General features: G+C 67.2%; 28 protein-coding genes and 1 tRNA gene. 25 read left to right on the forward strand and 4 right to left on the reverse strand.

What is annotated here, in order from left to right:
* The first annotated feature begins 33 nt into the window (after positions 1-33).
* The 5 genes from HRUBRA_RS05520 (at position 34) to arsH (ending at position 5,569) form a co-directional block, all read left to right on the forward strand.
* Entirely contained in the window at positions 34-2,880 is a 2,847-nt protein-coding gene (locus HRUBRA_RS05520) for a hypothetical protein (protein ID WP_035515254.1), read from the forward strand.
* Between the two features lie 106 nt (positions 2,881-2,986).
* Positions 2,987-3,337: a metalloregulator ArsR/SmtB family transcription factor gene (locus tag HRUBRA_RS05525; protein ID WP_052094443.1), complete on the forward strand. Its 351-nt coding sequence runs from the start codon at positions 2,987-2,989 to the stop codon at positions 3,335-3,337.
* Entirely contained in the window at positions 3,330-3,821 is a 492-nt protein-coding gene (locus HRUBRA_RS05530; protein ID WP_035515255.1) for an arsenate reductase ArsC, read from the forward strand. The genes HRUBRA_RS05525 and HRUBRA_RS05530 overlap by 8 nt, the downstream gene beginning before the upstream one ends.
* Before the next feature lie 3 nt (positions 3,822-3,824).
* Positions 3,825-4,859: an ACR3 family arsenite efflux transporter gene (gene arsB / locus HRUBRA_RS05535; RefSeq protein ID WP_035515256.1), complete on the forward strand. Its 1,035-nt coding sequence runs from the start codon at positions 3,825-3,827 to the stop codon at positions 4,857-4,859.
* Positions 4,856-5,569: an arsenical resistance protein ArsH gene (gene arsH, locus HRUBRA_RS05540; RefSeq protein ID WP_035515257.1), complete on the forward strand. Its 714-nt coding sequence runs from the start codon at positions 4,856-4,858 to the stop codon at positions 5,567-5,569. The genes arsB and arsH overlap by 4 nt, the downstream gene beginning before the upstream one ends.
* 65 nt (positions 5,570-5,634) lie before the next feature.
* Here the strand turns inward: arsH and HRUBRA_RS05545 are convergent, their stop codons facing one another.
* Positions 5,635-6,891, reverse strand: coding sequence for a cytochrome P450 (locus HRUBRA_RS05545; protein WP_035515258.1), 1,257 nt, complete (start codon positions 6,889-6,891; stop codon positions 5,635-5,637).
* 165 nt (positions 6,892-7,056) lie between these two features.
* Here HRUBRA_RS05545 and HRUBRA_RS05550 point away from each other — a divergent pair, with 165 nt between their 5' ends.
* The 5 genes from HRUBRA_RS05550 to HRUBRA_RS05570 all read left to right on the forward strand — a co-directional run bounded on the left by HRUBRA_RS05550 (position 7,057) and on the right by HRUBRA_RS05570 (position 10,944).
* Positions 7,057-7,404: a hypothetical protein gene (locus HRUBRA_RS05550; protein WP_144244403.1), complete on the forward strand. Its 348-nt coding sequence runs from the start codon at positions 7,057-7,059 to the stop codon at positions 7,402-7,404.
* A 170-nt stretch (positions 7,405-7,574) separates the two neighbouring features.
* On the forward strand, positions 7,575-8,123 hold the full coding sequence (locus tag HRUBRA_RS05555) for a DUF3833 domain-containing protein (RefSeq protein ID WP_035515259.1): 549 nt from the start codon (positions 7,575-7,577) through the stop codon (positions 8,121-8,123).
* Positions 8,117-8,554: a DUF3429 domain-containing protein gene (locus HRUBRA_RS05560; RefSeq protein WP_035515262.1), complete on the forward strand. Its 438-nt coding sequence runs from the start codon at positions 8,117-8,119 to the stop codon at positions 8,552-8,554. Before HRUBRA_RS05555 ends, HRUBRA_RS05560 begins: the two co-directional genes overlap by 7 nt.
* Before the next feature lie 78 nt (positions 8,555-8,632).
* Positions 8,633-9,913, forward strand: coding sequence for an acetyl-CoA hydrolase/transferase family protein (locus HRUBRA_RS05565; RefSeq protein ID WP_035515264.1), 1,281 nt, complete (start codon positions 8,633-8,635; stop codon positions 9,911-9,913).
* Positions 9,914-9,936: 23 nt separating this feature from the next.
* A complete protein-coding gene (locus HRUBRA_RS05570) occupies positions 9,937-10,944 on the forward strand; it encodes a zinc-dependent alcohol dehydrogenase family protein (RefSeq protein ID WP_035515265.1) in 1,008 nt (335 codons plus the stop codon).
* Between the two features lie 36 nt (positions 10,945-10,980).
* Here the strand turns inward: HRUBRA_RS05570 and HRUBRA_RS05575 are convergent, their stop codons facing one another.
* On the reverse strand, positions 10,981-12,102 hold the full coding sequence (locus HRUBRA_RS05575) for a PilT/PilU family type 4a pilus ATPase (RefSeq protein WP_035515267.1): 1,122 nt from the start codon (positions 12,100-12,102) through the stop codon (positions 10,981-10,983).
* 102 nt (positions 12,103-12,204) lie between these two features.
* Here HRUBRA_RS05575 and HRUBRA_RS05580 point away from each other — a divergent pair.
* The 11 genes from HRUBRA_RS05580 (at position 12,205) to HRUBRA_RS05630 (ending at position 21,833) form a co-directional block, all read left to right on the forward strand.
* Positions 12,205-12,281: transfer RNA gene (locus HRUBRA_RS05580), tRNA-Arg, on the forward strand.
* A 16-nt stretch (positions 12,282-12,297) separates the two neighbouring features.
* Entirely contained in the window at positions 12,298-13,278 is a 981-nt protein-coding gene (locus HRUBRA_RS05585; protein ID WP_035515271.1) for an AAA family ATPase, read from the forward strand.
* Between the two features lie 13 nt (positions 13,279-13,291).
* The gene (locus tag HRUBRA_RS05590) at positions 13,292-14,260 is read left to right on the forward strand and encodes a DUF58 domain-containing protein (protein WP_161787601.1); all 969 of its coding nucleotides are present in this window, start codon (positions 13,292-13,294) and stop codon (positions 14,258-14,260) included.
* Positions 14,257-14,742 carry a DUF4381 domain-containing protein gene (locus tag HRUBRA_RS05595; RefSeq protein WP_052094427.1) on the forward strand — a complete coding sequence of 162 codons (486 nt, stop codon included), beginning with the start codon at positions 14,257-14,259 and terminating at the stop codon, positions 14,740-14,742. Before HRUBRA_RS05590 ends, HRUBRA_RS05595 begins: the two co-directional genes overlap by 4 nt.
* A 2-nt stretch (positions 14,743-14,744) precedes the next feature.
* On the forward strand, positions 14,745-15,713 hold the full coding sequence (locus tag HRUBRA_RS05600) for a VWA domain-containing protein (RefSeq protein WP_035515277.1): 969 nt from the start codon (positions 14,745-14,747) through the stop codon (positions 15,711-15,713).
* Complete coding sequence (locus tag HRUBRA_RS05605) at positions 15,706-16,626, forward strand: vWA domain-containing protein (protein ID WP_035515279.1); 921 nt, start codon at positions 15,706-15,708, stop codon at positions 16,624-16,626. The genes HRUBRA_RS05600 and HRUBRA_RS05605 overlap by 8 nt, the downstream gene beginning before the upstream one ends.
* Positions 16,626-17,246, forward strand: coding sequence for a tetratricopeptide repeat protein (locus HRUBRA_RS05610; protein WP_035515282.1), 621 nt, complete (start codon positions 16,626-16,628; stop codon positions 17,244-17,246). Before HRUBRA_RS05605 ends, HRUBRA_RS05610 begins: the two co-directional genes overlap by 1 nt.
* Positions 17,243-18,445, forward strand: a complete 1,203-nt coding sequence (locus HRUBRA_RS05615) for a BatD family protein (protein WP_035515283.1) — start codon at positions 17,243-17,245, stop codon at positions 18,443-18,445. Before HRUBRA_RS05610 ends, HRUBRA_RS05615 begins: the two co-directional genes overlap by 4 nt.
* Positions 18,446-18,599: 154 nt before the next feature.
* A complete protein-coding gene (locus HRUBRA_RS05620) occupies positions 18,600-20,513 on the forward strand; it encodes a transglycosylase SLT domain-containing protein (RefSeq protein ID WP_052094428.1) in 1,914 nt (637 codons plus the stop codon).
* A 5-nt stretch (positions 20,514-20,518) separates the two neighbouring features.
* On the forward strand, positions 20,519-21,193 hold the full coding sequence (locus HRUBRA_RS05625; protein ID WP_035515284.1) for a TIGR04283 family arsenosugar biosynthesis glycosyltransferase: 675 nt from the start codon (positions 20,519-20,521) through the stop codon (positions 21,191-21,193).
* Between the two features lies 1 nt (position 21,194).
* Positions 21,195-21,833 carry a TIGR04282 family arsenosugar biosynthesis glycosyltransferase gene (locus HRUBRA_RS05630; protein WP_035515354.1) on the forward strand — a complete coding sequence of 213 codons (639 nt, stop codon included), beginning with the start codon at positions 21,195-21,197 and terminating at the stop codon, positions 21,831-21,833.
* Here the strand turns inward: HRUBRA_RS05630 and HRUBRA_RS05635 are convergent.
* Entirely contained in the window at positions 21,820-22,227 is a 408-nt protein-coding gene (locus HRUBRA_RS05635) for a hypothetical protein (RefSeq protein ID WP_052094429.1), read from the reverse strand. The two genes, HRUBRA_RS05630 and HRUBRA_RS05635, sit on opposite strands and share 14 nt — an antisense overlap.
* 356 nt (positions 22,228-22,583) lie before the next feature.
* Complete coding sequence (locus HRUBRA_RS05640; protein ID WP_035515285.1) at positions 22,584-22,931, reverse strand: translation initiation factor Sui1; 348 nt, start codon at positions 22,929-22,931, stop codon at positions 22,584-22,586.
* Between the two features lie 74 nt (positions 22,932-23,005).
* On the opposite strand from HRUBRA_RS05640, the gene HRUBRA_RS05645 reads away from it, so the two are divergent.
* The 4 genes from HRUBRA_RS05645 (at position 23,006) to HRUBRA_RS15265 (ending at position 25,815) form a co-directional block, all read left to right on the forward strand.
* Entirely contained in the window at positions 23,006-23,224 is a 219-nt protein-coding gene (locus HRUBRA_RS05645; protein WP_035515286.1) for a SlyX family protein, read from the forward strand.
* Between the two features lie 83 nt (positions 23,225-23,307).
* Positions 23,308-24,543: an acyl-CoA dehydrogenase family protein gene (locus HRUBRA_RS05650; RefSeq protein ID WP_035515289.1), complete on the forward strand. Its 1,236-nt coding sequence runs from the start codon at positions 23,308-23,310 to the stop codon at positions 24,541-24,543.
* A 9-nt stretch (positions 24,544-24,552) separates the two neighbouring features.
* Entirely contained in the window at positions 24,553-25,677 is a 1,125-nt protein-coding gene (locus tag HRUBRA_RS05655) for an acyl-CoA dehydrogenase family protein (RefSeq protein WP_035515290.1), read from the forward strand.
* Complete coding sequence (locus HRUBRA_RS15265) at positions 25,678-25,815, forward strand: hypothetical protein (protein ID WP_154664293.1); 138 nt, start codon at positions 25,678-25,680, stop codon at positions 25,813-25,815.
* Positions 25,816-25,820: the final 5 nt, after the last annotated feature.

Here is a 25,820-nt window from a genome sequence, read left to right on the forward strand (position 1 = left end):
GCTGCGGTCTAAACACCACTAGGGAGTAAAGTGATGAAAAAGCCGTTACTACTGGCTCTCCTGACCTCCGGGGCCCTGGTGGGCCTCGGGGGTTGTTCCGAGGGCGATGAGGCGACGATCAACATCGACGCGCCAACCACGGTGAACCCGCCGCCGACCGAAGGGGGTGGCGATCCTGATCCTGCCCCCGAGCCCGGCCCTGAACCTGTTGATTGCCCCGAAGGCACGACGGAGTCCGCTGCCGGCGTCTGCCGTCTGAGCGGTACTTACCTGGAAGATCTGACGCTTGTCGCTGGCAACAGCTACGAGCTGGATGGACGGGTCAATATCGGTAACGGCAACTGCCTGCTGGCCGACAGCTCCACCTGCGACAATGGTGACGCTCTGGTCAATGCGACGCTCACTATTGAGCCGGGTGTTAACATCCGCGGCCTGCCCTCCGACGACCCACTGACGGCCGCTGTGCTGCACGTTACCCGCGGCAGCCGCATCAATGCGGTCGGTACCGCTGCGGCACCGATCATATTCTCTTCGTCAGACCCGGATTTTTCTGGTCCCGGCGAGTGGGGCGGCGTGCAGATCAGCGGTTTCGCCCCGCACAACGCCTGTAACACGGAGCCCTGTAACGTCGATGGCGAGGGTGAGGCCGGCTTCATCGGCGGCGACGACCCGGCTGACGACAGCGGGATCATGGAGTATGTGATCCTCGCCGAGAACGGCGTCGCCATCAACTCCGACGGTGACGAGATCAACGCGCTCAGCCTGAACGCGGTGGGTGCCGGCACGACTTTCGACTACATCCAGATCTTCGACACGACGGATGATGGCGTCGAGTTTTACGGCGGCACGGCGAACATGAAGCACCTGGTGGTCGCCAACGCCAACGACGACTCCGTCGACTGGGACGAAGGCTTCCAGGGCAGCCTGCAGTATGTGCTCGTGCGCCAGCACGGCGAAGGCAGCGGTGAAGCCTTCGAGATGGACACGGAAGGCACCCTCGAGTGGCTGTCGAAGCCCACGCTGGTGAACACGACGATCATCGCCGACAAGCAGGCTGATGACTCGCCCTTTATCATGCGCTTCAAGGACAGCTCCGGCGGCTTCTTCCACAACACGGTGGTAACCGTTGCCGGTGATGCGACCGGGTTCTTCGACGAGTGTGCGCGTATCGAGGACGGTGCCGAGGCTAACATCAACAGTTCGCTGGTGTTCAACAACTGGATCCAGGACTGCTCCAACACGTCCGGCGCCGGTGGCACGCTGTCCAACGAGCCCTCTATCGACAATGCCTCGGTTGTCGTTGCGGCGGCACAGCTTGACGACATCCTGGCGTCGCAGGCGTCGGCGGCCTCCGGCCTGGACCCGATCGACTGGTCTGCGATCGAGGCCAGCTTCGATCTGCCGAGCACGGCCAACGGCGACCCGATCGACTTCGACGCCTCGTTCTTCGACGCCACTACCTTCATGGGTGCGGTCAATCCGGACGGGTCCGACCCCTGGTGGGCCGGCTGGACGCTCGACTTCGGAGCAGGGAATGCACTTCCCGAGCCGATCGAGGGCTGTCCGGAAGGTACGGAAGAGGTCGAAGCCAACGTCTGTCGCCTGAGCGGGACCTACACCACCGACCTGACGCTGAGCGCCGGCAATGTCTACCAGCTTGACGGCCGGGTGAACATCGGTAACGGCAACTGCCTGCTGGAGTCGGCCGAAACCTGCCAGGGCGGCGATGCGCTGGTCAGGGCGACGCTCACGATCCAGCCCGGCGTGTCAGTGGTTGGCCTGCCCTCCGATGATCCGCTGACCGCATCGGTACTTCACGTAACTCGTGGCAGCAAGATCAATGCCATCGGTACGGCGGCGGCACCGATCGTCTTCTCCTCGGCGGACAGCGATCTCGTGGGTCCCGGTGAATGGGGCGGCGTGCAGATCAGCGGTTTTGCGCCGCACAATGCCTGCGATACAGAGCCGTGCAACGTTGACGGTGAAGGCGAAGCCGGCTTTATCGGCGGTGACGACGCGGCGGACGACAGCGGCGTGATGAAGTACGTGATCCTTGCCGAGAACGGCGTCGCTATCAACTCTGACGGTGACGAGATCAACGCGCTCAGCTTGAATGCGGTCGGCTCCGGCACGGAGTTCGACTTCATCCAGATCTACGAGACGACCGATGACGGTGTGGAGTTCTACGGGGGCACCGCCAACATGCGGCACCTCGTGGTGGCGAACGCCAACGATGACTCCGTCGACTGGGACGAGGGCTTCCAGGGCAACCTGCAGTACGTGCTGGTCAAGCAGAGCGGTAACGGCAGCGGCGAAGCCTTTGAGATGGACACCGAGGGCACCCTCGAGTGGCTGTCCAAGCCGACGCTCGTCAACACCACGATCATCGCTGACAAGCAGGCTGACGATTCGCCCTTCATCATGCGCTTCAAGGACAGCTCCGCTGGTTTCTTCCACAATGTGGTAATCACCGTGGCCGACGATGCGACCGGCACCTTTGACGAGTGTGCGCGGATCGAAGACGGGGCCGAAGCCAACATCAACGTTGCGCTGGTGTTCAACAACTGGGTTCAGGACTGCGCCAACGAGTCCGGCGCCGGCGGCACGCTGTCGAACGAGCCGTCGGTGGGCAACTCGTCCATCGTGGTCGAGGCGGCTCAGCTCGATGACATCCTGGCCTCTCAGGCTGCGGCCGCGACCGGGCTGGCGCCGATCGACTTCGAGGCGATCGGTAATGCCTACGCGCTGCCGAGCACGGCCAGCGGTGATCCGCAGGACTTTGACGCGAGCTTCTTTGACGACACCACGTTCAGTGGCGCTGTGAACCCCGATGGTTCCGACCCCTGGTGGGCTGGCTGGACGATCGAGGGCTCGCTCTGACCTTGTCAGGGTGAAAGGCTTGAGGCGGCCTGCGGGCCGCCTTTTTTTCTCATCACATATGCTGTTATGCGCATATGTTCAAGTCATCAGGGCGAGGGCCCGTTCCATGAACACTCACCGATTTTTCCACTGCCTGGGAGAGCCCACGAGGCTGGGCGCGATGCTGTTGCTCCACCGCTGTGGTGCCTTGTGCGTCTGCGAATTGGCGGCCGCGCTTGCCGGGTCCCAGCCCAAGGTTTCACGGCATCTTGCCCAGTTGCGCCATTGCGAACTGCTGGCCGATGAGCGCCGGGGTCAGTGGGTCTACTATCGGCTGCACCCGGCTCTGCCGGCCTGGGTCCTGGCCATCCTGAAGGCAACCGCCACAGCGGAGGCGGATGCCATCGACCGCATGCAGGAGCGCCTGACGCCGGCGCTCCCCGGAGCCACGGGAAGGGAGGTGGACGCCTGTGCCTGACACCGTGAAAACCCTGCTTTTCGTGTGCACGCACAACCGCTGCCGCAGCATTCTCTGTGAGGCGCTGACTAACCATCTCGCCGGTGGACGTTTGCGGGCTTTCAGCGCCGGCAGCCAGCCGGCGGGCGCGGTCCATCCAGAGACCCTGGCCCAGCTCGAAGCCCGGGGCATTGCCACGGCCGGCCTGAAGAGCCAGTCCTGGGAGGCCTTTGCGGACCTTGCCCCCGACGTGGTGGTGACCGTGTGCGACAGCGCCGCCGGCGAACAGTGCCCGCTGTGGATGGGCGCTACCGCGAAGGTCCATTGGGGGCTGCCGGATCCGTCGAAGGTCCCCGGCCCGGGCCCCGAGCAGGATGCCGCTTTCGCCGCAGTTATCGCCACTATCGAGGGCCGGCTCCAGCACCTGCTGACCCGTGAGCCCGAGCACCTTGACCAGGCCGGCTTCGTCGAGGCGCTGGTATCATTGACAACGGAAGAGTACTGACGCATGGGTAATTTTGAACGCTATCTGAGCCTCTGGGTGGGGCTCTGCATTGCTGCTGGCTTGGTTCTGGGCAACGTCGCGCCGGAGCTCTTCCGGTTCTTCGCCAGCCTCGAGGTGGCGCAGGTCAACCTGCCGGTCGCCGTGTTCATCTGGGTGATGATCTACCCGATGATGGTGCAGGTGGATTTCTCCTCCATCCGCGACGTGGGCCGGCGGCCCCGGGGCCTGGCGCTGACCCTGGTGGTCAACTGGCTCATCAAGCCCTTCACCATGGCGGCGCTAGGCTGGCTGTTCTTCCGGGTCATTTTTGCCGACCTGGTCGACCCGCAGACGGCGGGGGAGTACATCGCGGGCATGATCCTGCTCGGCGTCGCGCCCTGTACGGCCATGGTCTTCGTCTGGAGCCATCTCACGAAAGGCGATGCCAACTACACGCTGGTGCAGGTGTCCGTGAACGACCTCATCATGGTCTTCGCCTTTGCGCCGATCGCCGCTTTCCTCCTTGGTGTCAGCGACGTGGCCGTGCCCTGGGAGACGCTGCTCCTGTCCGTGCTGCTCTATGTGCTGCTGCCCCTGGTGGCCGGGGTGTTGACGCGCCGCTCCCTGGACTCGGCCGACAACCATGAGCGCCTCAATCACTTCCTGGCCGTGCTCAAGCCTATCTCCATCGCTGGCCTGCTCGCTACGGTCGTGCTGCTCTTCGGCTTCCAGGCGGAGACGATCCTGGCCCAGCCACTGGCCATCGTGCTGATTGCGATTCCGCTGCTGCTGCAGACCTACGGCATCTTCGCCCTGGCTTACGGGGCGGCAAAGGCCCTGCGTCTGCCGCACAACATTGCTGCGCCCGCCTGCATGATCGGCACCTCGAACTTCTTCGAGTTGGCGGTGGCCGTGGCGATCTCGCTATTCGGCCTGCAATCGGGCGCGGCGCTCGCCACGGTCGTCGGCGTGCTCGTGGAGGTGCCCGTGATGCTGTCGCTGGTGGCCATTGCCAATCGCACCCGGCACTGGTTCCCGGCGCCGGAGGCCTCATCATGAACAGCGAGCAGCCCAACATCCAGGTCGAGGCACTCCCGGCGATCGACCGGGAGCGGCTCTTCCCTGGCCCGCGCGCGGGGCATCCGCCGCGCTTTCTTCTGCTCTACGGCTCCCTGCGCGCCCGCTCTTTCAGCCGCCTTGCCCTCCTCGAAGCCGAGCGCATCCTGCGCCTGCTCGGCGCGGAGACCCGGGTCTTCAATCCGGCCGGGCTGCCCCTTCCCGATGGCGCCGGGGACGATCATCCCAAGGTGCAGGAGCTGCGCGAGCTGGCGACCTGGAGCGAGGGCATGGTCTGGAGCAGTCCGGAGCGCCACGGCGCCATGACCGGCATCATGAAGGCGCAGATCGACTGGATTCCCCTCAGCCTGGGGGCGGTGCGGCCGACCCAGGGCAAAACGCTCGCGGTGATGCAGGTCTGCGGCGGGTCGCAGTCCTTCAACGCCGTGAACCAGCTGCGCATCCTGGGGCGCTGGATGCGCATGGTGACGATCCCGAACCAGTCGTCGATCCCCAAGGCGTTTCTCGAGTTCGACGACGACGACCGGATGAAACCCTCGGCCTACTACAACCGTATCGTCGATGTCATGGAAGAGCTTATGAAGTTCACGCTGCTGACCCGCGATGCCTCGGGGTATCTGACGGACCGCTATTCGGAGCGGGTCGAGAGCGCTGAGGCACTGGCCCGGCGCGTCAATCAGCGCAGCCTCTAGGGGAGCGCGCCGACTGCGCGCCACTGGTCGTGCGCCCCTAGTCGTGCAGCCCTGGTCGTGCGCCGCTAGCCTCGCGGCACGAGCCGGATCGGCAGCTCCGTGTAGCCTTTTACGAACACGGAGGGCGTGCGCACCGGCGGGCCGACGACCTCCACGCGCTCGAAGCGCGCGAGAATCTCCTCCCAGAGAATCCGCAGCTGCAGCTCCGCCAGCCGGTTGCCCATGCAGCGGTGGATGCCGAAGCCGAAGGCGATGTGCTTGCGCACGTTCTCGCGCTCGATGCGGAAGGCGCCCGGGTCGTCGAACATACGCTCGTCCCGGTTGCCGGAGACGTACCACATGACCACCTTGTCGCCAGCACGGATGGTCTGCCCGCCGAGCTCTGTGTCCACCTTTGCCCGGCGGCGCATGTGCGCCAGGGGCGTCTGCCAGCGGATGGTTTCGGAGACCATGGACGGGATAAGCGCCTGATCCGCCGAAAGCTTCGCGAACTCCCCGGGGTTGTCATGCAGGCAGAGCACGCTGGCGCTCATGGTGCTGCGGGTGGTGTCGTTGCCGCCGACGATAAGCAGGAGCAGGTTGCCCAGGTACTCTTCGGCGGGCATGTCCCGGGTGGATTCTCCGTGGGCGAGCATGGAGATGAAATCGTTCTTCTCCGGTGCACTGGCGCGCTCCTCCCAGAGGCCCTGAAAGTAGAGCAGGCAGTCGAGCATGTGTGCGCGGCGTTCCTCCTCGCTGTTGATAAGGCCCATGCCCGGGGTCGCTACGGCCACGTCGGACCATAGGGTGAGCTTGCGGCGCTCTTCGAAGGGAAAGTCGAAGAGGGTGGCCAGCATGCGGGTGGTAAGCTCGATGGAGACGCGCTCTACCCAGTTGAAGGTGTCTCCCACGGGCAGCGACTCGAGCACATCGATGGTGCGCTTGCGGATGATGGGCTCGAAGCCGGCCAGGGCCTGCGCGCCGACCGCCGGGCTCACGGTGGCGCGCTGTTCGTCGTGCCGCGGCCGGTCCATAGCGATGAACATGGGCAGGGGGAAATCCTCCTCGGCGTCGCGGATGGTGATGGCGGGCTCGGAGGAGAAAGTGTTGTGGGCGGTATCCACCTGCATGATGTCCTCGTAGCGGGTCACGGACCAGTAGGGGCCGAAGACGCTAGTGGCGCAGTAGTGCACCGGTGCCTCGTCGCGCAGCCGCCGGAACCAGGCCTCGTGGCGGTCAGCGGCGAACAAATGCGGGTTGGCGACATCAAGGGCCTCAAGGGGGAGGCTGTAGGGGTCGACGTCGACCTGGGCAGGATCGTGCTCGGGGATCGGTGCGTTCATCGTTATTCTCCTAGCTGCAGTTCACCGGGGTCGGCCAGAGTGTAGGACAGCGTCGCGGCGCGGTCATCTGGCGGTAATTTTTGCCACGGAACTGTCACAATTCTGTCACCTTCCTGGCGTACAGTCCGCGCCATGATGATTGCCAGCTTACTCAAGGGTCGTGCCTTGGCCCCCCTCGCAGCGTTTGCACTGGGTCTGTTCCTTGCGCAGGGCGCGCGGGCCCTGTCCCTTGGCCCCGACGAATTCGTCGCGGCGCGGCAGGTCACCTGTATCCTCGCCCAGGATGCGCTTGGGTACCTGGGTGAAGACGCGTTCAACACGCTCCTCGACGGCGCTCTCGAAAACTTCGATGATGGCCAGGGTGACGTGATCTACGCCAAGGCCCTCGGCTACTTCGACGGTCTCATGTTCGGTATCCCCGCTGGCGATGACGCGCTGGTCAGCGAGCGGCTCCGGGCCTACAACCAGAGTCAGGCCTGCTCGGGTCTGGTGGTCAGCAACTACCGTCTCTGAGGGGCTGATCCGCGCTCCTCAATGGCTCGTAAGGTTTCAGGGTGGGGCTGTCCCGCCACCCCATGAACCATCATTTTCCCCGGATGGTTGCTGGCCCGGCTCTTGCAGCCGGGCTTTCTTGAGAGGCATGGTTGTGCCTGGCGCGCTGTCGGCCGATGTGGAGGACCCCTATGCGCTTTACCCTAGCTGGCCTGCTGCTGACCCTCGGGCTGCTGCTTCAGGGCTGTAGCGGCGTTTCTGTCGAAAATTACGCCGGCGAGGCACCGGCCCTGGTACCGGAGCGCTTTTTCAACGGCGATCTCGTCGCCTACGGCATCCTCAAGAACCGTAGCGGAGAGGTGACCCGCCGCTTTCGCGCTGCTATCAAGGCCTATTGGGAAGACGGGATCGGCACCCTGGAGGAGGATTTTGTTTTCGATGATGGCGAAACGGACCGCAGGGTCTGGACGCTGACGCCTTCCGGGCCCGACCGCTACCAGGGCACCGCCGGCGATGTGGTGGGCGAGGCCGACCTTGCCGTGGCCGGCAACGCCATGTTCCTCGACTACGTGCTCCGGGTGCCCCGCGGAGACGGCACCATCGACGTGCTCATCGACGATCGTATGTACCTTGTGGACGAGCACACGCTGATCAACGAGTCGGAGCTGCGCAAATTCGGTCTTCGGGTGGGCGAGCTCACCCTCGTCATCCGGCGTCTTGGGGAGGCGGACGGATGGTGAACGAACGCCTCGCGGGCGGCCTCGGCTACGCCGGCCTCATTCCCTTTATCGCCGGGGCCGGCGGGGTCTGGACCTTGCGTGACTATCCCCATGCCTTCGCCCAGCAGGGCTTCCTGCTCTACTCTCTGGCCATCCTTTGTTTCCTTGCCGGCACCCTTTGGGGCTCCGCGCCCCAGGTCGCCAGCGGCGAGCGCGTACCACGGATCCTGATCTCGAACGGGGTGGTGATCTTCGCGGTGCTCGCCTACCTCACGGCACAGCCGGTGCTCGCGGCCCTGTTGCTCCTCCTCGGGCACCTGACTCAGCTCTGGTATGAGCGCAACACGCTGCCGGCAGACTGGTACCGGCGGCTGCGCACGCGGCTGACGCTGGTCGCCGGCGCGTGCCACCTGGTTTACCTGGCCGGCCTCATCGTCGGGCGCCCCGGTTGAGCGGCGCCTGCGTTGCGCCGCCCGGCGGGGCACAATAGACTGGCGGCTTCCCCTTTTCCCTGAGGAGCGCGCGGCGCCATGCGGCTGGTAGACAGCGCGAAAGCGGCGCTGGACGAAATCAAGTCCGGCGAATTCATCTGGTGCCATTCCATGGCGGCGACGCCGACGCAGCTCCTTGCGGGCCTTGCCGATCATGCCCTGGGCTGTCGTGATCTTACCCTGATGCAGCTCCACCTGGAGCACGCTGAAGCGGTAACAGCTCCCGCCCTTGACGGCCACCTCCGGCACCGCTGTTTCTTTGCCGGCAAGCAGACCCGGGAGCTCATCAACCAGGGCAGAGCGGATTACATTCCCCTGTTTCTCTCCGAACTGCCGAAGCTGTTCCGCAAGGGCGAGCAGCGCGTCGATACGGCCCTGGTGCAGGTGTCACCGCCGGACCACCACGGCAACTGCTCCCTGGGAATCTCCGTGGAGGCCACCGCCGCGGCCTGTGAGGTGGCCGACCGGATCATCGCCCATATCAACCCGAACATGCCGCGCACGCACGGTGACAGTTTTCTCAATGTGCGGCAGATTCACACCGCCTTCGAGGCAGACGAGCCACTCATCGCTGTCGGTGACCGCAAGCCTTCGGACGTCGAGAATCGCATCGGCGCCCATGTGGCCTCACTGGTGGAGGATGGCGCCTGCCTGCAGATGGGTATCGGCGCGATCCCGGATGCGGCCCTGCGCTGCCTGGGCGACCGCCGGCAGCTCGGCATTCACACAGAGATGTTCTCCGACGGTGTGCTGCCGCTCATCGACAGCGGCGTGATCGACAACAGCCGCAAGCGGATCGGCCGGGGGCGGACCGTCACCAGCTTCGCCATGGGCAGCGGCGCACTTTACGACTTTGTTCACGACAATCCGCAGGTCGCCTTTCTCGACGTGGAGTTCGTCAACAATCCCACGGTTATCGCTAAAAACCCGCAGGTCACCTCCATCAACAGCGCCCTGCAGATCGACCTGACGGGGCAGGTCTGCGCGGACTCCATCGGGCATCGCATCTACTCCGGCGTGGGCGGGCAGGTGGATTTCGTGCTCGGCGCCACCTACTCGGAGCGGGGCAAGAGCATTATCGCCCTGCCCAGCACTGCCCGGGGCGGCGAGGCGACGCGCCTGGTCTCCAGCCTGGCGGCTGGTGCCGGCGTGGTCACCACCCGCGCCCAGGTCGACTTCGTGGTGACTGAGTACGGCGTTGCCCAGCTGCGCGGGCGGTCGCTCCGCGAGCGCGCCCTTGACCTCATCGCCATCGCCCATCCGGCGTTCCGCGAGGCCCTCGCCCGCGAGGCTCGCGACGTTCTCAAGCTCAGCCTCTGATAAAACATTAACAGGAGATAATCATGCACCTGATGCGCCTTGGTGAACCCGCTGGCCTCGACAGCCTCGCCCTCGAGTCAGCAGAGCCGCGGCCGCCCGGCCCGGGGGAAGTACAGGTGGCGGTCGCCGCCAGCTCCCTCAATTTCCACGATTATGTGGTTGTGACCGGGCTGATCCCCACGTCCCCGGGGCGTGTGCCGCTGTCCGATTGTGCCGGAACGGTGACAGCCGTGGGGGAGGGGGTCTCGCGCTTCAAGGCCGGTGACCGGGTCATCAGTCATTTCTTCCCGGGCTGGGTGGACGGCACCGCAACGATGGACAAGCTTATCGGCGTGCCCGGGGATCATGTCGACGGCTTCGCGGCCCAGATCGTAACCATGGCGGAAGCGGCTTTCGGCCCCATGCCCGCAAATCTGGATTTCGCGGAAGCGGCGACGCTGCCCTGTGCAGCGCTCACCGCCTGGCGTGCGTTGTTCGTCGAGACGCGGCTGAAGCCCGGTGACTGGGTCCTGGTGCAGGGCTCCGGCGGCGTCAGTATTTTTGCTCTGCAGTTTGCCCGCATGATCGGCTGCCGGGTGATCGCCACGTCCTCCTCGGACGAAAAACTCGAGCGCCTCGGTGCCCTCGGCGCCGAGCACCTCATCAACTACCGCAAGGAGCCGAAGTGGGGCAAGGCGGTGGAGACACTGACGGGTGGTCGCGGCGTTGATCTGGTGGTGGAAGTGGGCGGTCCTGCCACGATCGGTGAATCGGTCCGTGCTGTGGGTTTCGGCGGGTGTATTTCGATGATCGGTGTGCTGACGGGGGTCGCCGGAGAAGTGCCCCTGGCGGCGATGTTCCAGAAAAACGCACGTATTGCGGGTATTACCGTCGGCAGCCAGCAGGCCCAGGCCGACATGGTGCGTGCCATTGAGGCGGCGGACCTCCACCCGGTTATCGACAGCAGCTACCCACTCGAAGACCTTGCAGGTGCCTTCCGGCACCAGGAGGCGCAGGCGCACTTCGGCAAGATCTGCATCACCCCGGGCTAAGCCCGGGTTGCCCCGCCCCCACGCGGGGGCGGACGCTCATTTGCGGTCGATCGCGTCCAGTTCGAGGTTGATGTCGTCGAAGGCCCCGCCCTTGTTCAGGCGGATGTGCAGCGACACATTGTTCTTGGAGTCGGCGAACTCGATGGCGGTTTCAGCGCTGATCTTGCCTTTTTCGTAGAGTTCGATGAGCGCCTGGTCGAAGGTTCGCATGTGGTACTTGCTGCCCTGGGCCATGGTGTCGCGCAGTTCAGAGAAGTCCTGCTTGGTGATCAGGTCCTGAACCCGGGGCGTATTGATCAGCACTTCCATGGCTGCACACTTGCCGCCTTCCAGGGTGGGCACGAGGCGCTGGGAGATGATAGCGCGAAGGTTCTGGGCGATGCGGATGGTCTCGCTGGCCTGGTCTTCGCTTGGAAAGAAGGTCAGCATCCGTTCCAGGGCCGCTACCGAGTGGTTGGCGTGCAGGGTGGTCAGGCACAGGTGGCCGGTATTGGCGAACTTGAGGGCATACTCCATGCTCTCTGCATCGCGGATCTCACCGAGGAGGATGACGTTCGGTGCCGAGCGCATCGCGGAGCGGATGCCTGTGCTGAAGCTCTCCGTGTCTACACCGATCTCCCGCTGCGCCACCACGGAACGCTTGTGTTCATGCAGGTATTCTATGGGGTCCTCGAGGGTGATGATGTGCCCCGCTGCGTTCGAGTTCCTGTGGTCGATCATGGCGGCCAGGGAGGTCGATTTTCCCGAGCCGGTGGCGCCGACCACCACGATCAGGCCGTTTTTTTCCATCACCAGCTCATTCAGCACCAGGGGCAGGCCAAGTTCCTCCACGCTCGGGATCTCGTTATGGACGTAGCGGAAAACCAGCGAGGTTTCTCCCCGCTGGCGGAAGGCCGCGGCGCGGAAGCGCCCGAGGTTGGGCACGCCGACGCTGAAGTCGACCTCGCCATGTTCCTCGAACTCCATGATCTTGCGATCGGAGGTCAGGGACCGGAAGATGCGGTCCACCTGCCCGGGAATCAGGCGTTCTCCGATCCAGGCAAAGCCGAAGGGCCCCTTGATGAGGATCTTCGCGCCTGAGTGGAGGTACATGTCTTCGCCCTCCTTGTTCACCATGAGGGCGAGGTAGGGGGCGATTTCGAGATCCGTATCCGACATCCACTGATCCTTCTCAAGACTCTTGAAGGAGTATCGCACCGGCAGCAGGCAGGGAAAAGCGCCCTTGTACTATCCGGGCTCAGCGGAAATAATCTGCGCTTTCCGCCTGTAGCTCAGCAGGATAGAGCAGCCGCCTCCTAAGCGGCAGGTCGCCCGTTCGAATCGGGCCAGGCGGACCAATTGAGGTTTCCCGTCATGGACGCAGCGGTTTTCGATGCAATCCAGGGGTTGCGCGCCCGGGTCGGGCGCTCCGTGCTCGGCCAGGAGGCGCTGGTAGAGCGGCTGGTGATCAGCCTCCTCGCCAACGGCAACTGCCTCCTCGAGGGTCTGCCCGGCCTTGCCAAGACCCGCGCCGTGAAGGCCCTGGCCCGGGCGCTGGCGGTGGATTTTTCCCGGCTGCAGTTCACCCCTGATCTTCTCCCCGCGGACGTCACCGGCACGGAAATCCTGCACGCAGGGGAGGGCGCTACGGGCTTTCGCTTCGACCCGGGCCCGGTCTTCGCCAACATAGTACTCGTTGATGAGGTGAATCGTGCGCCTGCCAAAGTGCAGTCGGCGCTGCTTGAGGTGATGGAGGAGCGGCAGGTAACCGTGGCCGGCACCACTCACTCCCTGCCGCGGCTTTTCATGGTGCTCGCGACGCAGAATCCCATAGAACAGGAAGGCACTTATCCGTTGCCAGAGGCGCAGCTTGACCGGTTTCTCATGCATCTTTATGTCGACTACCCGGACCGCAAGGCGGAGGTCGCGATCCTTCGGCTGGTGCGCGGCGAGGAGGATCGCACGGTGGCCGAGGCAGGAGACGCGGACCCGCCGGTGGATCCGGCGGTCGTCTTCGCGGCCCGTCGCGAAATTGCCGCGGTAACTGTCAGTGAGCTGGTGGAGCGCTATATCGTGGACCTCGTCGCCGGGACCCGCGCGCCGGGGGCGCTCGACGCGGAGCTCGCCCGCTGGCTGCACGTGGGCGCGAGCCCCCGGGGCGGCCTTGCCCTTGACCGCTGCGCCCGGGTGCGGGCCTGGCTGGACCGCCGGGATCATGTGCTGCCCGAGGACGTGCGTGCTTCGGCGCACGACTGCCTGCGTCACCGGCTCATACTCAGCTACGACGCCGAGGCCGAGGGCGTTTCCGCCGACGCCATCATCGACCGTCTGCTGGCCACTGTGGCCGTGGGTTGAGAGGGCCTCGCCGGTGCCCGCGTTCACGCGCCTGCGGCCTCGGCACGGGGGGCCGGTGGCGGACCCGCGGGTTTTCCCGGACCTCGATGCGCTGGTGCGCTTGCAGGTTGCGAGCGGCTTCAGCTTCCGCGCCAGCCAGCCACGACACAGTGTTCTGCGCGGGCGCCACGGCTCCCGCTTGCGCGGCCGCGGCCTCAACTTCGAGGAGCTGCGGGGTTACCAGCCCGGCGATGATCTCCGCCATGTTGACTGGCGGGCGAGCGCCCGCCGGGGCGAGGCGCAGGTGCGGGTCTACACGGAGGAGCGGGACCGCAGTACCTGGCTGCTCGTGAATCTCGCCCAGGGCATGTTCTTCGGCAGTGCGCACTCCACCAAGGCCGTGGCCGCAGCTGAATTCGCGGCCCTGGCGGCCTGGCGCAGCCTGGCGTCCGGGGACCGGGTCGGCGCCATCCTTTTCGACGAGGAGCAACTGCAGGTATACCGGCCGCTGCGCACCCACGCTCAGGTTGTGCGTATCCTGGACGCCATCGTTGCCCTGGGCCGCAGCCTGCGCCCCGGACGCGCCCCGGGGCAGCCGCGGCTCAACGATGCCCTGGAGCGGGTGCTGCGCTTTGCCCGTCATGACGCGCTGGTGCTGCTCATCGGTGATGGCGCCGGCGTCGGCAAGGACACAGTGCCCCTGGTCAGCCGCCTGTCCCGGCACAACGACTGCATCGCCGGACTGGTCTACGACCCCATGGAGCGGGACCTGCCCGACGCGGGACCACTGCGCGCGACCGATGGCACGGCTGACTGGCACTTCGATTCCGGTGCTGGGGCACTGCGCCGAGCCTTCCGGGAGGATTTCGAGCGCCGCGAGCTGGCCCTTACGCAGCTCTCCCGGAGGCGCGAGCTTGCGCTGCTGCCGGTACATACTGCCCTGCCGGTCGCCGGGCAGCTCGCCCGCCTGCTCGGTGCACGCGCCACGGGGCCGGGCGCATGAGCGATCCGCTCGACCCCGGCAGCCTCGTCGGGCTGGTGGACATTGTCGAAGCGCCCGCACTGCCTCTCTGGTGGCCCCTGCCGCCCCTGGTCTGGATGCTTCTCGCGCTGCTGGCCGCCGCCGCCGTTGCCTGGCTGTGGCGCTTCCAGCGCTGCTGGCACGGGGATCGCTATCGTCGCGAGGCAGTGGCCGGCCTTGCCGGCGCCAGCGCGGATCCTGCCGAACGGCTGCGCCAGGCGCGGATGCAGCTCAAGCGTGCCGCCATTACCGCCTACGGCCGCGAGGGCGTGGCGCCGCTCGACGGTGCCCCTTGGTGGACTTTTCTCGACGAACGTTGCGCCGGCAGCGCCTTCGCGAAGGGTCCGGGGGCGGCGGCGGATCGTGCCCTTGCCCGAGGCTGCGCCCCGGGGGCCGGCGAGCTGGAGGCCTTCGAGGCAGCCACCGTGCACTGGTTGCGCTCGCACCGCCGTGAGGGCCCCTAGCGGTGCTTGTGCTCGACCTGCCCTGGGCCCTTCTCCTGCTGCCGCTGCCGTGGCTCCTACGCCGCCTCCTGCCGCCCACCGGCGGCGGCCCGGCTGCGCTGCAGGTGCCTTTCCTCGATCGGCTACGGCGCCTAGATCGCGGCCGGGGTGCTGTGCTGCCGGAAGAGAGCAGACGCGACGTGCTGCTGCCGGCGCTGGCCTGGATATCGCTCGTGCTCGCCGCCGCCGGTCCGGTCCGCCTCGAAGACCCGGTCACCGTAGAGGCCCCGGCGCGGGACCTGCTCCTCGCTGTCGACCTGTCGGGCTCCATGGCGACCGAGGATTTCAACGATGGTGCAGGCGCGCCGGCGAGCCGCCTCACGGTGGTCCGGGAACTTCTCGCTGCGTTTCTTGAGCGCCGTGATGGCGACCGCATCGGGTTGATCCTGTTCGGCTCGGCGCCCTTCGTGCAGCTGCCTTTCACCCGCGACCGCGCCGTCATGGAGAGTATGCTCGACGAGATGGTGGTCGGCATGGCTGGCCCGCGGACGATGCTCGGTGATGCGCTGGGGCTGGCGGCGAAGGTTTTTGAGGAGAGTGAGCTCGGGGAGCGGGTGCTTATCCTGCTCACAGACGGCAATGATACCGGGAGCCGCGTCGCACCCCGGGAAGCCGCACGGCTCTGTGCCGACCGGGACATCCGCGTGTTCACCATTGGCGCCGGTGACCCGGCTGCGGTCGGGGAGGAGTCCCTGGACGAGGCGACGCTGGCCGCGGTGGCCGAAACCACCGGCGGGGCCTATTTCCGGGCCGGGGACCGGGCGGAACTCGAGGCTGTCTACACCACCATCGATCGCCAGGTCCCGCGGGCCGTGGCCGTTACCCGCTACCGGCCCCGGCAGCCGCTATTTATCCTGCCCCTTGCGGTCGCCTGGCTGTGCATGCTGGCGCTTTATCCGTGGCGCCCTGGCCGAGGAGGGCGCCATGGCTGAGGCGCTGGCCGCGTTCCATTTTCAGCGGCCTCTGTGGCTGCTTGCGCTGCTCCTGCCGCTGCTCGGCGCCTGGTGCCTGCGCCGGCAGCGCTCCGGCTGGGCGTCCGTGGTGGCGCCCCATCTTCTGGTCGCGCTGCAGGTCTCGCGGCAGCCGCGCCGCCGTCTCCTGCGCCCGCGTGCCAGCTGGCTGCTGGCGCTGCTGCTTATGCCCCTGGCCCTGGCCGGGCCCAGCTGGCAGCGTGAGCCATTGCCGCTCGGTGCGCCCGGGGAGGTGCTGGTGGTGGCGCTGCACGTCGGCGACAGCATGCTCGCCGACGACATTGCGCCGAGCCGGCTGGACCGTGCGGTGACCAAGCTCCGGGACCTGCTTGAGGCGGTTCCGGAACAGCGCGTGGGGCTCGTTGCGTACGCGGGTTCGGCGCACACGGTCATGCCACCAACGGCGGATCACGGGCTGCTGCTGGAATACGCCGGGGCTCTGGCGCCGGAGCTCATGCCCCGGCCGGGCAACGATCCCGTTGCGGCATTGACCACCGCCGCACGGCTTGCCCGGGGTGCCGGCGGACGCGGCCGGCTGCTCCTGGTCAGTGACAGCCTGCCCGAGGTCGACGCTCCGGCGCTGTCCTTTACCGTGCTGGCGATGGTGCCCAGCGCGGCGCGCGGCGGATACCCCGGCGGCGATGGCGAGTACCGCGCTATCGGGCAAGCTGCAGACACCCTCGGGGCGCCTGTGGTCGCGGTCACCATCGATGACACTGACGTGGCGGCTCTTGCGCGCCGGCTCTACGGTAACGGCGGCGGCCCCCGGGGCGAGGGCGAACGCTGGGCCGATGGCGGGCGCTACCTGCTGCTGCCGCTCCTGCTGCTGGTGGCCGGCTGGCTGCGCCGCGGCTGGTCTCTGGAGGCGGACTGATGGCGCGCCGTGCCGGGCTTGTCGCGCTGCTGTTGGCTCTCGCTGCCAGCCTTGGCCCGGACGACCCCAGGGACTGGCTGGCCAGCCCCGCCCAGCAGGCCCAGCGGCTCTATGACGCAGATCGCTACGAGGCCGCGGCGGGGCGTTTTGCCGATCCCCTCCGCCGCGGCAACGCCTGGTACCGCGCCGGCGCCTTTGAGCGTGCGGCCGGGGCTTACGCCCTGGCTCCGGGCCCGGAGGGCCTGTTCAACCGCGGCAACGCGCTTCTGATGCAGGGCGACTATACCGGCGCCATCGCGAGCTACGACGAGGCCCTAAGCCGGGTGCCCGGCTGGGCGGCGCCGGTAACCAATCGCGCCATCGCCGCGGCCCGTCGGGCGCGGCTGGCCGCGGCGGGGCAAGAGCGGAGCGAAGTGTCTGAAATCGGCGCTGACGGAGTGGTGCTCGATGCCGAGGCCGGCGCCGAGCCTGGCGGTGAGGCGACGGTAGACGACGTCGGGTCCGATGATGAGGCGCTCCGGGCGCTCTGGTTGCGTCGGGTGAGTACCCATCCCGGGGACTTCCTGGCGCTGCGTTTCGCTGCCCAGCTGGCTGCTGCGGATGGAGTGGACGCACCGTGAACAGCCTGCGCCGTCTGCTCGCCATCGGTTGGGTCCTGACGCTTGCAACGGGCGCGTTCAGCGAACCCGCTGTCGAGGCGACGGTAAGCAGCCGCCTTGTCGCCGCGGCGCCGGTGCTGCCGGGGGAGCGGGTTACCTACGAGGTGGAGGTCCTGAGCAATGCGCTCAGCTTCGAGGGTTTACGGGTAGTGCCGCCGGCGGTGACCGGGGGGCTGCTGCTCAGTGATGCGGCAAGCACCCTCAGGGGTACCCGGCGCGTGGGCGGAAAAAGCCTCCAATACGTGAGCTACCGATTCCCGGTTTATCCCCGGCGGCCGGGAAAGTTGTGGATCGCGCCGACGACGGTGAGCTTCACCGCGTCTCTGGGCTACGGGCAGCCCAGCCGCGCTTTCCACCTGGAGACCGCCGGCCAGACGCTGGCCGTGGCGACATTGCCGGAGACGCTGCCGCTCGCTGCGGCGGGGCTCAGTGTCAGCGCGACTCTCGATCCGGCGGGGGAGGCCGTGCGGGTTGGCGATGCGCGCACGCTTACGATTACCCGGCGCCTCGAGGACGCGCCGGCGCTGCTCCTGGATCCGCTCACGCTGCCTCAGCTGTCCGGCGTTGCTGTCTATCCCGGGATTCCTGAGCTTATCGCCGAGAGCGCCCGGGGCCGGCTCACCGGCGTGCGCCGGGATCGCTTCACGCTGGTGTTCGAGGCTGCCGGGAGCGCCGAGCTACCAGCTCTTCGTTTTCCCTGGTGGGACCTTGAGACAGGCGCGTTCCGGACCGAGACGCTGCCGGCTTTCCGCTTCAAGATCAGCGGCGCCGTCCCGGCTGTGTCGGCGGAGAAGGATGGCGGTGCCCGGTGGATGCGTGGGGTGACGGTCGTTCTTGCTCTCGTCTTGCTAATGGCTGCGCTACTGGTCGCCGTGCGACGCCGGGGTGCAGGGGACGAGCCGCGGCGGCGCCTGGCAACGCTCCGGCGCGCGGCGCGGCGCAACGATCCCCGTGCTGCGCACATCGCTTTTCTTCGCTGGTGGGCGGGCGTGGGCGGGACGCCGGCCGGCGCTCTGGCGGTGGCCCTGCGGGAGCTTGAGGAGGCGCTGGTGGCGGGTCGCGCCTGGGATGGCCGGGCCCTGCGTCGGGCCCTGCGCGAGCATCGACGCCAGACCCGCCGCCGGGTGCCGGCGCTGGCGCCGCTCAATCCCGGGGATTGACTCCACGGAGGGGCCGCCGGCGGCGGGTGGTGACGAGTTGTGACAGGATGCGTCGATCGCTGCCATCGTCTTGCATTTGCCGGGGTTGCGCTGCACGATCGGGGCTCTGGTCGCCAGCGGGGCGGCCGGATGCGCCCTGGAAGCTGTATTGCCTGTGTTTCTCGCCAGCCTCGCCCTGCTGCTCGTCGCCGTAGCGGCCCCGGCGCCGGCTTCGCTGCTGCCCGATGACCCGGCCACGGAGCGCCAGCGCATCGCCTATCGGGACGCCCGGGAGGCCCTTGCGACGGGGGACCTCGCCGGCTTTGATCGCCTCCGTGGGCGCCTTGACGACTACCCGCTCGCCCTCTACCTCGATTTCTACCGCCTCACCCGGGACCGGCGTTTTGTGCCCGGGGAGCGGGCAGCACGCTTCGCCGAGCGCAGCGCCGGGTCGCCGGTGAGCCTTCGCTTTCTGGATGCCTACCTGCACCAGGCCGGCCGCGACGGTCGCTGGGAAGACTTCCTGGCAGCAACACCGGAGCGTCCCCGGGATGTCACCCTGCAGTGCTATTACCACCGGGCTCAGCTCGCCACGGGCCGGCGTGACGCGGCTTTTGCCGGGGCTGCGCGTCTATGGGTACACGGTTATTCCCGCCCCGGGGCCTGCGACGCGCTCTTTGAGCCGTGGCTGGATGCCGGCGGTGCCACTGCGGAGCACGTCTGGAAGCGGCTCGGCCTCGCCTTCTCAGCCCGGCAGCGCTCCCTGCTGCGTTTCCTCGTCAGCCTTGCGCCCCCGGGGCTTGCCGGGGACGCCGCGGCGCTGGCTGAGCTTTACCGCGAGCCACAGCACCTGGACCGTCACCTGGACGGGCTGTCCCCGGAGCGACGCAGCGATGCACTGCACTGGGGTGTCCGCCGCCTCGCGCGCTACCACCCGGCGCAGGCGCTCAGGGCCTGGGAGGATCGGGCCGCGCTGTTGCCGCCGGAGGACCCGGCCCGGGGTGAAACAGAGCGTGGCATCGCCTTCCGCGCGCTTCTTGACCGGGAGGTGGTTGTCGCGCCCTGGATCGACAGCCGGCTGGCGCACTGGCGTGATGACCAGCTCACGGCCATGCGCCTGCGCTGGCTGCTCACTGAAGCCGACTGGCCGCGCTTCCTGGTGGTGGCCGGTGCTCTTGGAGCCAGGGAAGCCGAGACGGCGTGCTGGCGCTACTGGCGAGGCGTGGCCCTGGCGGCAACCGGCGAGGCCGAAGCGGGACAGGCGCTGTTCGCCGCCGCTGCCCGGGAACGCAGCTATTACGGTTTTCTCGCGGCCGAGCGCCTCGGCGTACCCCATGCCTTCAATCACCGTCTCCTGCCGCCGCTGGCAGCGTCGCCGGCGCTCCTTGCGGAACCGGGGCTCCGACGCGTGGGTGAACTGAGCCACCATGGGGCGGCCCGCGATGCCTACGCGGAGTGGCGCGGTGTGCTGCGAGCCAAGGACCGGGATGCGCGCCTGACCCTTGCGGCCCTCGCCTCGGCCGAGGGCTGGTATCATCTGGCGATCGACGCCGCCAACGAGGCTGCCGCCCACGATGCGCTGGAGCTGCGCTTTCCGCTGGCGTACCGGGAGGTCTTTGCGGCACAGGCCCGGCAGTTCGGTCTGCCCGAAAGCGAACTCATGGCCATTGCCCGCCGGGAGAGCGCGTTTTTTCCTGCGGCGCACTCCATTGCCGGCGCCCGGGGGCTCATGCAGGTGCTGCCGGCGACCGGGCGCCAGGTCGCCAACCGCCTTGGTATGGCGACCCCTGCGGCGTCGCTCTACCGGGTGGAAGATAACGTCCTCATCGGTAGTGCCTACTATCGGCAGCTCCTCGAACGCTACGGGCGCAACCGGGTCCTCGCCCTTGCGGCCTACAATGCCGGGCCGAACCGGGTGGACAACTGGCGGGGCAAGGACGTTTCCCTGGAGGTCTGGATCGAGACGCTGCCGTTCCGCGAGACCCGTGACTATGTGAAGGCCGTGCTCGCTTACCGTGTGCTCTTCGATTACCTGCAGGGCGGCGCCCCGAGCCTGTTTCAGCCGGCCGAACGGGCGGCGCGCTACTGATCACCATGACCCCCGAGCACAGTTTTATTCTGCCGGTGCTCAACGAGGCCGGACGCCTCCCGCCGCTACTCACAGCGCTGCGCGCAGCCTTTCCCGGTGCCGAGTGCATTGTCGTCGACGGCGGCAGCGATGACGGCACGGTGCCCGAGGCCCTGGCCGTCGCGGACCTGGTGCTCCTCGGGGAGCGCGGCCGGGCGGCGCAGATGAACCTGGGCGCGGCGGCAGCGCGCGGTGAGTGGCTCTGGTTCCTGCATGCGGATACCCGCCCGCTCTTCGATGCCGGCACCGCGGCTGCAGCGCTGGCCCAGGGTGCGCCCTGGGGATTCTGCCGGGTAAGGCTGAGCGGTCGCGCGCCGGCGCTGCGTGTGATCGAGCGCGCCATGAACCTGCGTTCCCGCCTGACCGCGATCGGCACCGGGGACCAGCTTCTGTTTCTGCGCCGGTCGCTGTTCGAGGCCGAGGGCGGCTTCGCGCCTATCAAGCTGATGGAGGATGTGGAGTTCTGTGCACGGCTGCGCCGCCGGGCGCGTCCCGGCGGGGCCGGGCTGAACGTCTGTGCGTCGAGCCGGCGCTGGGAGCAGCAGGGCATCCTGCATACGGTCTTGCTGATGTGGTGGTTGCGGTTGCGCTACGCCCTGGGTGCGTCACCGGCAAAGCTGTGGGCCCGCTACTATGGCTGATATGGCTGAGCCCCGTGCGGGAGCGCGTCTCCTGCTGCAGTTTGCCCGGGAGCCGTTGCCCGGCCAGGTCAAGACGCGTATGTATCCGTTTCTGGACGCGGTGGGCGCCTGTGAGCTGCACTGTGCGCTGCTGACCCACACGGCACGGCAGCTTGCTGCCGTGTCAGGCTGCACGCGGGAGCTATGGATTGCCGGGAACCCGGCGCACCCGGTGCTCGAGCGTGCGGCGGCCCTGGGGCAGGCGACGCTGCGGCGCCAGGCAGGCGTGGACCTCGGCGAGCGTATGCAGCACGCACTGGCGTCGGCTCTGGAGCGGGCATCGCGCGCGGTGCTCGTGGGCAGTGACTGCCCTGAGTTGGATGCCGCCTATGTTGAGGCTGCTTTCGATGCGCTATCGACCGCAGACGTGGTTCTCGGCCCGGCGCTGGATGGGGGCTACGTGCTGATCGGTGTTCGCCGCTTGAATCCCGCCCTGTTCCACAGCGTATCCTGGGGGAGCGATCGGGTGCTGGCCCAGACCCGGGAGCGGATTGCCTCTCTCGGCTGGCGGTCGACGCTGCTGGAACCCCTGCGTGACATTGACCGCCCGGAAGATCTGGTCGCCTGGGAGGCGGTTGCAGGGTCGGTCAGCGCAGGCTGAAAGCGCGGCCCCGGGTCGGGGCCGCCGTCGGCACCGGTTGACTGCCGAGCCCGGCGCGCTCGTAGAGCAGCCAGGCGATCGCCGTGCTGTAGGAAAGATTGGTGCGAAGTTCGTGATCCGGATTGCTCAGGAATGCCCGCTGGCTCGCCAGGCCGCGCACACGACTGGCGATCTCCGGTCGGAAGGCCAGGTAGCGATCCCAGATATCCCGGTGCTGTGCCGCGGTAATACGGTACAGCCCGAGACCCTCGCCGCCGCGGGCGAAGAGGCCGACCTCCGGGCCATCGATGGCCGCAGCCAGCAGGCGTTCCTCGAGGGCTTCACTCCACTGGCCCAGGTAGCTGAGGGTAGGGCGTATGACCTCCTCCCTCAGGTGTTCCGCCGTGATATACATGACCGGTTCCTCGCAGTGTGCCGTGTCTGTTGTTCTGCTTCGTCCACGGTGGCGACGCCAATTTGCCGGTCCCGGTTACGGAGGGGGCGTTTTCGTTCTTTTTTCCCCTGCGCTGCCGCTTGTGCTGCGGCTTTGCGCCGTACCCCGGAGCATCCCACAGCCTTAGGTTTAGCACATGGAAAACACTAAATTCAATAAAAAAGAGGGAGTTACATCATTTTTTTTAACGTGGTACGAGGGAATGTCACGTAAGCTGTGCCCGGCGGGGCTGTTAGTGCATATAAAAATCAGAAAACGTGAAGACAAAATAACCATAAATTCGGCTAAAATCAGCAAAGTGTGCTTTATTGCCGCTTTTACCCGCCAGCCATTTTCACCATAAAGCCCTCGGCCTCCAGCAGGTCCTTGAGCAGTGCGCGCTGGTCGCCCTGGATCTCGATCACCCCGTCCTTCACCGCGCCGCCGACGCCGCAGCGCTGCTTCAGACGCTTCGCCAGGGCCTTGAGCGCCGGCGCCGGCAGCGGCACGCCGTCAACGACCGTAACCGCCTTGCCGCCGCGGCCCTTGCGCTCCCGGCGCAGGCGAACGATACCGTCGCCGGCCCCTGCGGCCGGGCTGTCGGCGCAGCGGCAGGCGCTTTGCGGTGCGCCGCAGTCCGGGCAGCTGCGGCCGCTGTCAGTCCGGTAAACGATGCGTCCGGCCATGGTGATCTCCTCTTGTGTCCCTCTCCCGGCGGTGTATGTTACGGGGCCCCCGAGGCAGGCGTACAGGACAGGCGATGGCGGAGGAAAAACAGGAAGTGGCGCTCGCGGCGCTGGAAATGGAACTGGCCTTTCAGGGCGATGCGCTGCAGGCCCTTGACCGGGCCTACGGTGAGCAGCAGCAGGCGCTTCTGGAGCTCCGGAAGCAGGTGAGCCTGCTCGCCGCCCGGCTGCGTTCCCTCGATGAGCGCGTGCCTGCCGACGAGGGCGAGGAGGCACCACCGCCGCATTATTGAGGCCTGTTGAGTGTTGCTTGCCGCTGGCCAAGCAATGCTCCACACTTTCGGCGCCCGTTCACTACAGCGCAAGGACCCCGTTCATGTCAGAAAGCGAACGCAAGGACAGCCCCGAGCAGGCCGAATTCCGCGTCCATTGTCGCGATTGGCTGCGCGAGAATCACCCGGGGGAGCCTTCAGTGCGTCTGCCCCAGTCCGCCATCGAGATCATGACCGAACCCCAGCTGCACTGGCTGCAGGCCTGGCAGAAAGCGGCCTACGATGCGGGGCTGGTCGGTTGTGACTACCCGGAGGCCGTGGGGGGCGGTGGCCGCACGGACTGCCAGCGCGTGGCCAACGAGGAAATGCAGGCGGCGCGCACGCCGTTCCTGCCCAATGTCATCGGCCTCGGCATGGCCGCGCCGACGCTTTTCTACCACGCTCAGGAACCGCTCAAGGAGCGGCTCCTGCCGCGGCTCCTCTCCGGCGAGGACATCTGGTGCCAGGGCTTTTCGGAGCCGGGCGCCGGCTCCGATCTCGCCAGTGTTCAGACCTTCGCCGAGCGGCGCGGCGATCGCTGGGTGATCAACGGCCACAAGGTTTGGACGTCCCTTGCGCACTTTGCCGAGTGGATGATCCTGCTGCTGCGCACCGACAAGAGCCACAAGTACGACGGCCTGTCCTATTTCGTCGTGCCTATCCGCTCCGCCCTTGGCAAGGGCGTCACCGTGCGTCCGCTGATCAAGATCACCGGGGAGACCGGGTTCAACGAGGTGATCTTCGAGGACCTGGAGGTCGACGACAGCTACCGCCTCGACGAGCTCGGCAAGGGCTGGCAGGTGGCCATGACGACGCTGCTCCACGAGCGCGGTGGCGGCGAACTGGTCACGCCGCGCTCCGGTGGCCTCACGGCGAAGACGAGCTTCTCGCCCACGGCGCGCAATCTGCGCACGCTGGCGCAGGAAACGCCCCGCGGGGACGGTACCGCCGCCGACGACCCTCTGCTGCGCGACCGCATTGTGCACCAGTTCATCCGCGAGGAGGCGCTGCAGCAGAACCAGCGGCGCTCCCGGGTGCCGGCGCTGCAGGACCACCCCATGCGCCTGCAGCTGCAGTACAAGCTGCTTATCAGCGAGCTCGCCCAGGATACGGCGCGCCTCGGCCTCGAAGTGGCCGGGCCCGCCTCGACGCTTTACCTCGCCGACGAGCACGCGCCCGCCGGTGGGCAATGGCCCCTGGCCTATATGAACTCCTATGGCATGACCATTGCCGCAGGGACCAGTGAGATTCAGCGCAACATCCTGGGCGAGCGTGTGCTCGGCCTGGCCAAGTCGAAGTAGGAGGATATCGTGACGCAACCGACCAATTTCGGCTTTGGCGATGAATGTGCGCTGCTGAAGGATTCGGCGCGCAAGTTCTTCGCAGAGCACCTGCCGGTGGACCGGCTGCACGCGCTGGTCGCCGCGAAGCCGGACGCGGAGGCGGTGAGCGATGCTGCCTGGCGGGAGGATCTGTGGCCGGCGATGGTCGAGCTGGGCTGGACTGCCCTCGCCATCCCCGAAAGCGCCGGTGGCCTGGGCCTGCCAGCGGTAGCGGTGGCCGGTCTCCTGGAGGAGCACGGCCGCGCCGCCTTCCCGGGGCCCCTGGCGGCGACGCTCGCCACGAGCTATGTCCTTGCGGCTGCGGATGGCGGCACCGCAGCCCTTGAGGAGATCGCTGCGGGGCGATCCGCCACCCTGGCGTTCGCCAGCGCTGCCGGTTCCTGGGATCCGGGCGACACTGCCGTGACGGCAAAAGGCGGCCGCCTGTCTGGGACGGCCTGCTACGTGCAGGAGCCTCGCAAGGCCGAGCGCCTGCTGGTTGCAGCCCGGGACGAAGCCGGCCTCGGTCTGTACTGGCTTGCGCGGGACGCTGCGGGCGTAGCCCTTGCGCCGGATACGATCGTTGATCTGACCCGTGACCAGGGTCGCATCACCTTTGACGAGGCCGTCGCGGAGCCCGTCGCGGGCAATGGCCACGCGGCTTTCCACGCCGCCATGCCCGCGCTGTGGATGCTCCTCGCTGCGGATATGGTGGGCGCGGGGGAATGGCAGCTGCAGACCACGGTCGAATATGCACAGACGCGCAAGCAGTTCGACCGGCCTCTGGGCTTCTTCCAGGCGGTGAAGCATCAGCTCGTGGACGTGATGACCCGCGTCGACGAGAGCAAGTCGCTGCTCTATAACGCCGCCTGCGCGCTGGATCACGAGCCGGAGAAGGCCCGGCAGCTGGCCCATATGGCCAAGGCCTCGGCCTCGGCCATGGCGGCTTTTGCCTCCGGGCGCTCTGTACAGTGCCACGGCGGTATCGGCTTTACCTGGGAGTGCTACCTGCATCTCTATTTCAAGCGGCAGAAGCACAGCGAGGTGCTTTGGGGGGACGGGGCCTGGCACCGGGCGCGGCTGGCGGATATGCTCCTCGGGGAGGTGGCCTGAATGAGCTGGAAAACCGTGCTCGTCGTGCTTGTGGCTCTGGTAATCGGCTTCGGGGTGCTCGCCCGCATCGCCACCCGGGGCGGGGAGCCGGCCCCGGTACCGGCGGAAGACCCGACGCGGATCACCGCCCCGGGCTGAGCTGC

Origin of the sequence: Pseudohaliea rubra DSM 19751, assembly GCF_000764025.1 — a bacterium.
Classification (GTDB): Bacteria; Pseudomonadota; Gammaproteobacteria; order Pseudomonadales; family Halieaceae; genus Pseudohaliea; species Pseudohaliea rubra.

Bases quoted from the DNA above. Each gene is read 5' to 3' on its own strand.
- HRUBRA_RS05585 (WP_035515271.1), top strand. From the start codon at position 12,298: ATGGACGCAGCGGTTTTCGATGCAATCCAGGGGTTGCGCGCCCGGGTC.
- HRUBRA_RS05605 (WP_035515279.1), top strand. From the start codon at position 15,706: ATGGCTGAGGCGCTGGCCGCGTTCCATTTTCAGCGGCCTCTGTGGCTG.
- HRUBRA_RS05570 (WP_035515265.1), top strand. From the start codon at position 9,937: ATGCACCTGATGCGCCTTGGTGAACCCGCTGGCCTCGACAGCCTCGCC.
- HRUBRA_RS05630 (WP_035515354.1), top strand. From the start codon at position 21,195: ATGGCTGAGCCCCGTGCGGGAGCGCGTCTCCTGCTGCAGTTTGCCCGG.
- HRUBRA_RS05595 (WP_052094427.1), top strand. From the start codon at position 14,257: ATGAGCGATCCGCTCGACCCCGGCAGCCTCGTCGGGCTGGTGGACATT.
- HRUBRA_RS05610 (WP_035515282.1), top strand. From the start codon at position 16,626: ATGGCGCGCCGTGCCGGGCTTGTCGCGCTGCTGTTGGCTCTCGCTGCC.
- arsH (WP_035515257.1), top strand. From the start codon at position 4,856: ATGAACAGCGAGCAGCCCAACATCCAGGTCGAGGCACTCCCGGCGATC.
- HRUBRA_RS05545 (WP_035515258.1), bottom strand. From the start codon at position 6,891: ATGAACGCACCGATCCCCGAGCACGATCCTGCCCAGGTCGACGTCGAC.
- HRUBRA_RS05520 (WP_035515254.1), top strand. From the start codon at position 34: ATGAAAAAGCCGTTACTACTGGCTCTCCTGACCTCCGGGGCCCTGGTG.
- HRUBRA_RS15265 (WP_154664293.1), top strand. From the start codon at position 25,678: ATGAGCTGGAAAACCGTGCTCGTCGTGCTTGTGGCTCTGGTAATCGGC.
- HRUBRA_RS05635 (WP_052094429.1), bottom strand. From the start codon at position 22,227: ATGTATATCACGGCGGAACACCTGAGGGAGGAGGTCATACGCCCTACC.
- HRUBRA_RS05650 (WP_035515289.1), top strand. From the start codon at position 23,308: ATGTCAGAAAGCGAACGCAAGGACAGCCCCGAGCAGGCCGAATTCCGC.
- HRUBRA_RS05525 (WP_052094443.1), top strand. From the start codon at position 2,987: ATGAACACTCACCGATTTTTCCACTGCCTGGGAGAGCCCACGAGGCTG.
- arsB (WP_035515256.1), top strand. From the start codon at position 3,825: ATGGGTAATTTTGAACGCTATCTGAGCCTCTGGGTGGGGCTCTGCATT.
- HRUBRA_RS05560 (WP_035515262.1), top strand. From the start codon at position 8,117: ATGGTGAACGAACGCCTCGCGGGCGGCCTCGGCTACGCCGGCCTCATT.
- HRUBRA_RS05640 (WP_035515285.1), bottom strand. From the start codon at position 22,931: ATGGCCGGACGCATCGTTTACCGGACTGACAGCGGCCGCAGCTGCCCG.
- HRUBRA_RS05555 (WP_035515259.1), top strand. From the start codon at position 7,575: ATGCGCTTTACCCTAGCTGGCCTGCTGCTGACCCTCGGGCTGCTGCTT.
- HRUBRA_RS05565 (WP_035515264.1), top strand. From the start codon at position 8,633: ATGCGGCTGGTAGACAGCGCGAAAGCGGCGCTGGACGAAATCAAGTCC.
- HRUBRA_RS05575 (WP_035515267.1), bottom strand. From the start codon at position 12,102: ATGTCGGATACGGATCTCGAAATCGCCCCCTACCTCGCCCTCATGGTG.
- HRUBRA_RS05625 (WP_035515284.1), top strand. From the start codon at position 20,519: ATGACCCCCGAGCACAGTTTTATTCTGCCGGTGCTCAACGAGGCCGGA.
- HRUBRA_RS05645 (WP_035515286.1), top strand. From the start codon at position 23,006: ATGGCGGAGGAAAAACAGGAAGTGGCGCTCGCGGCGCTGGAAATGGAA.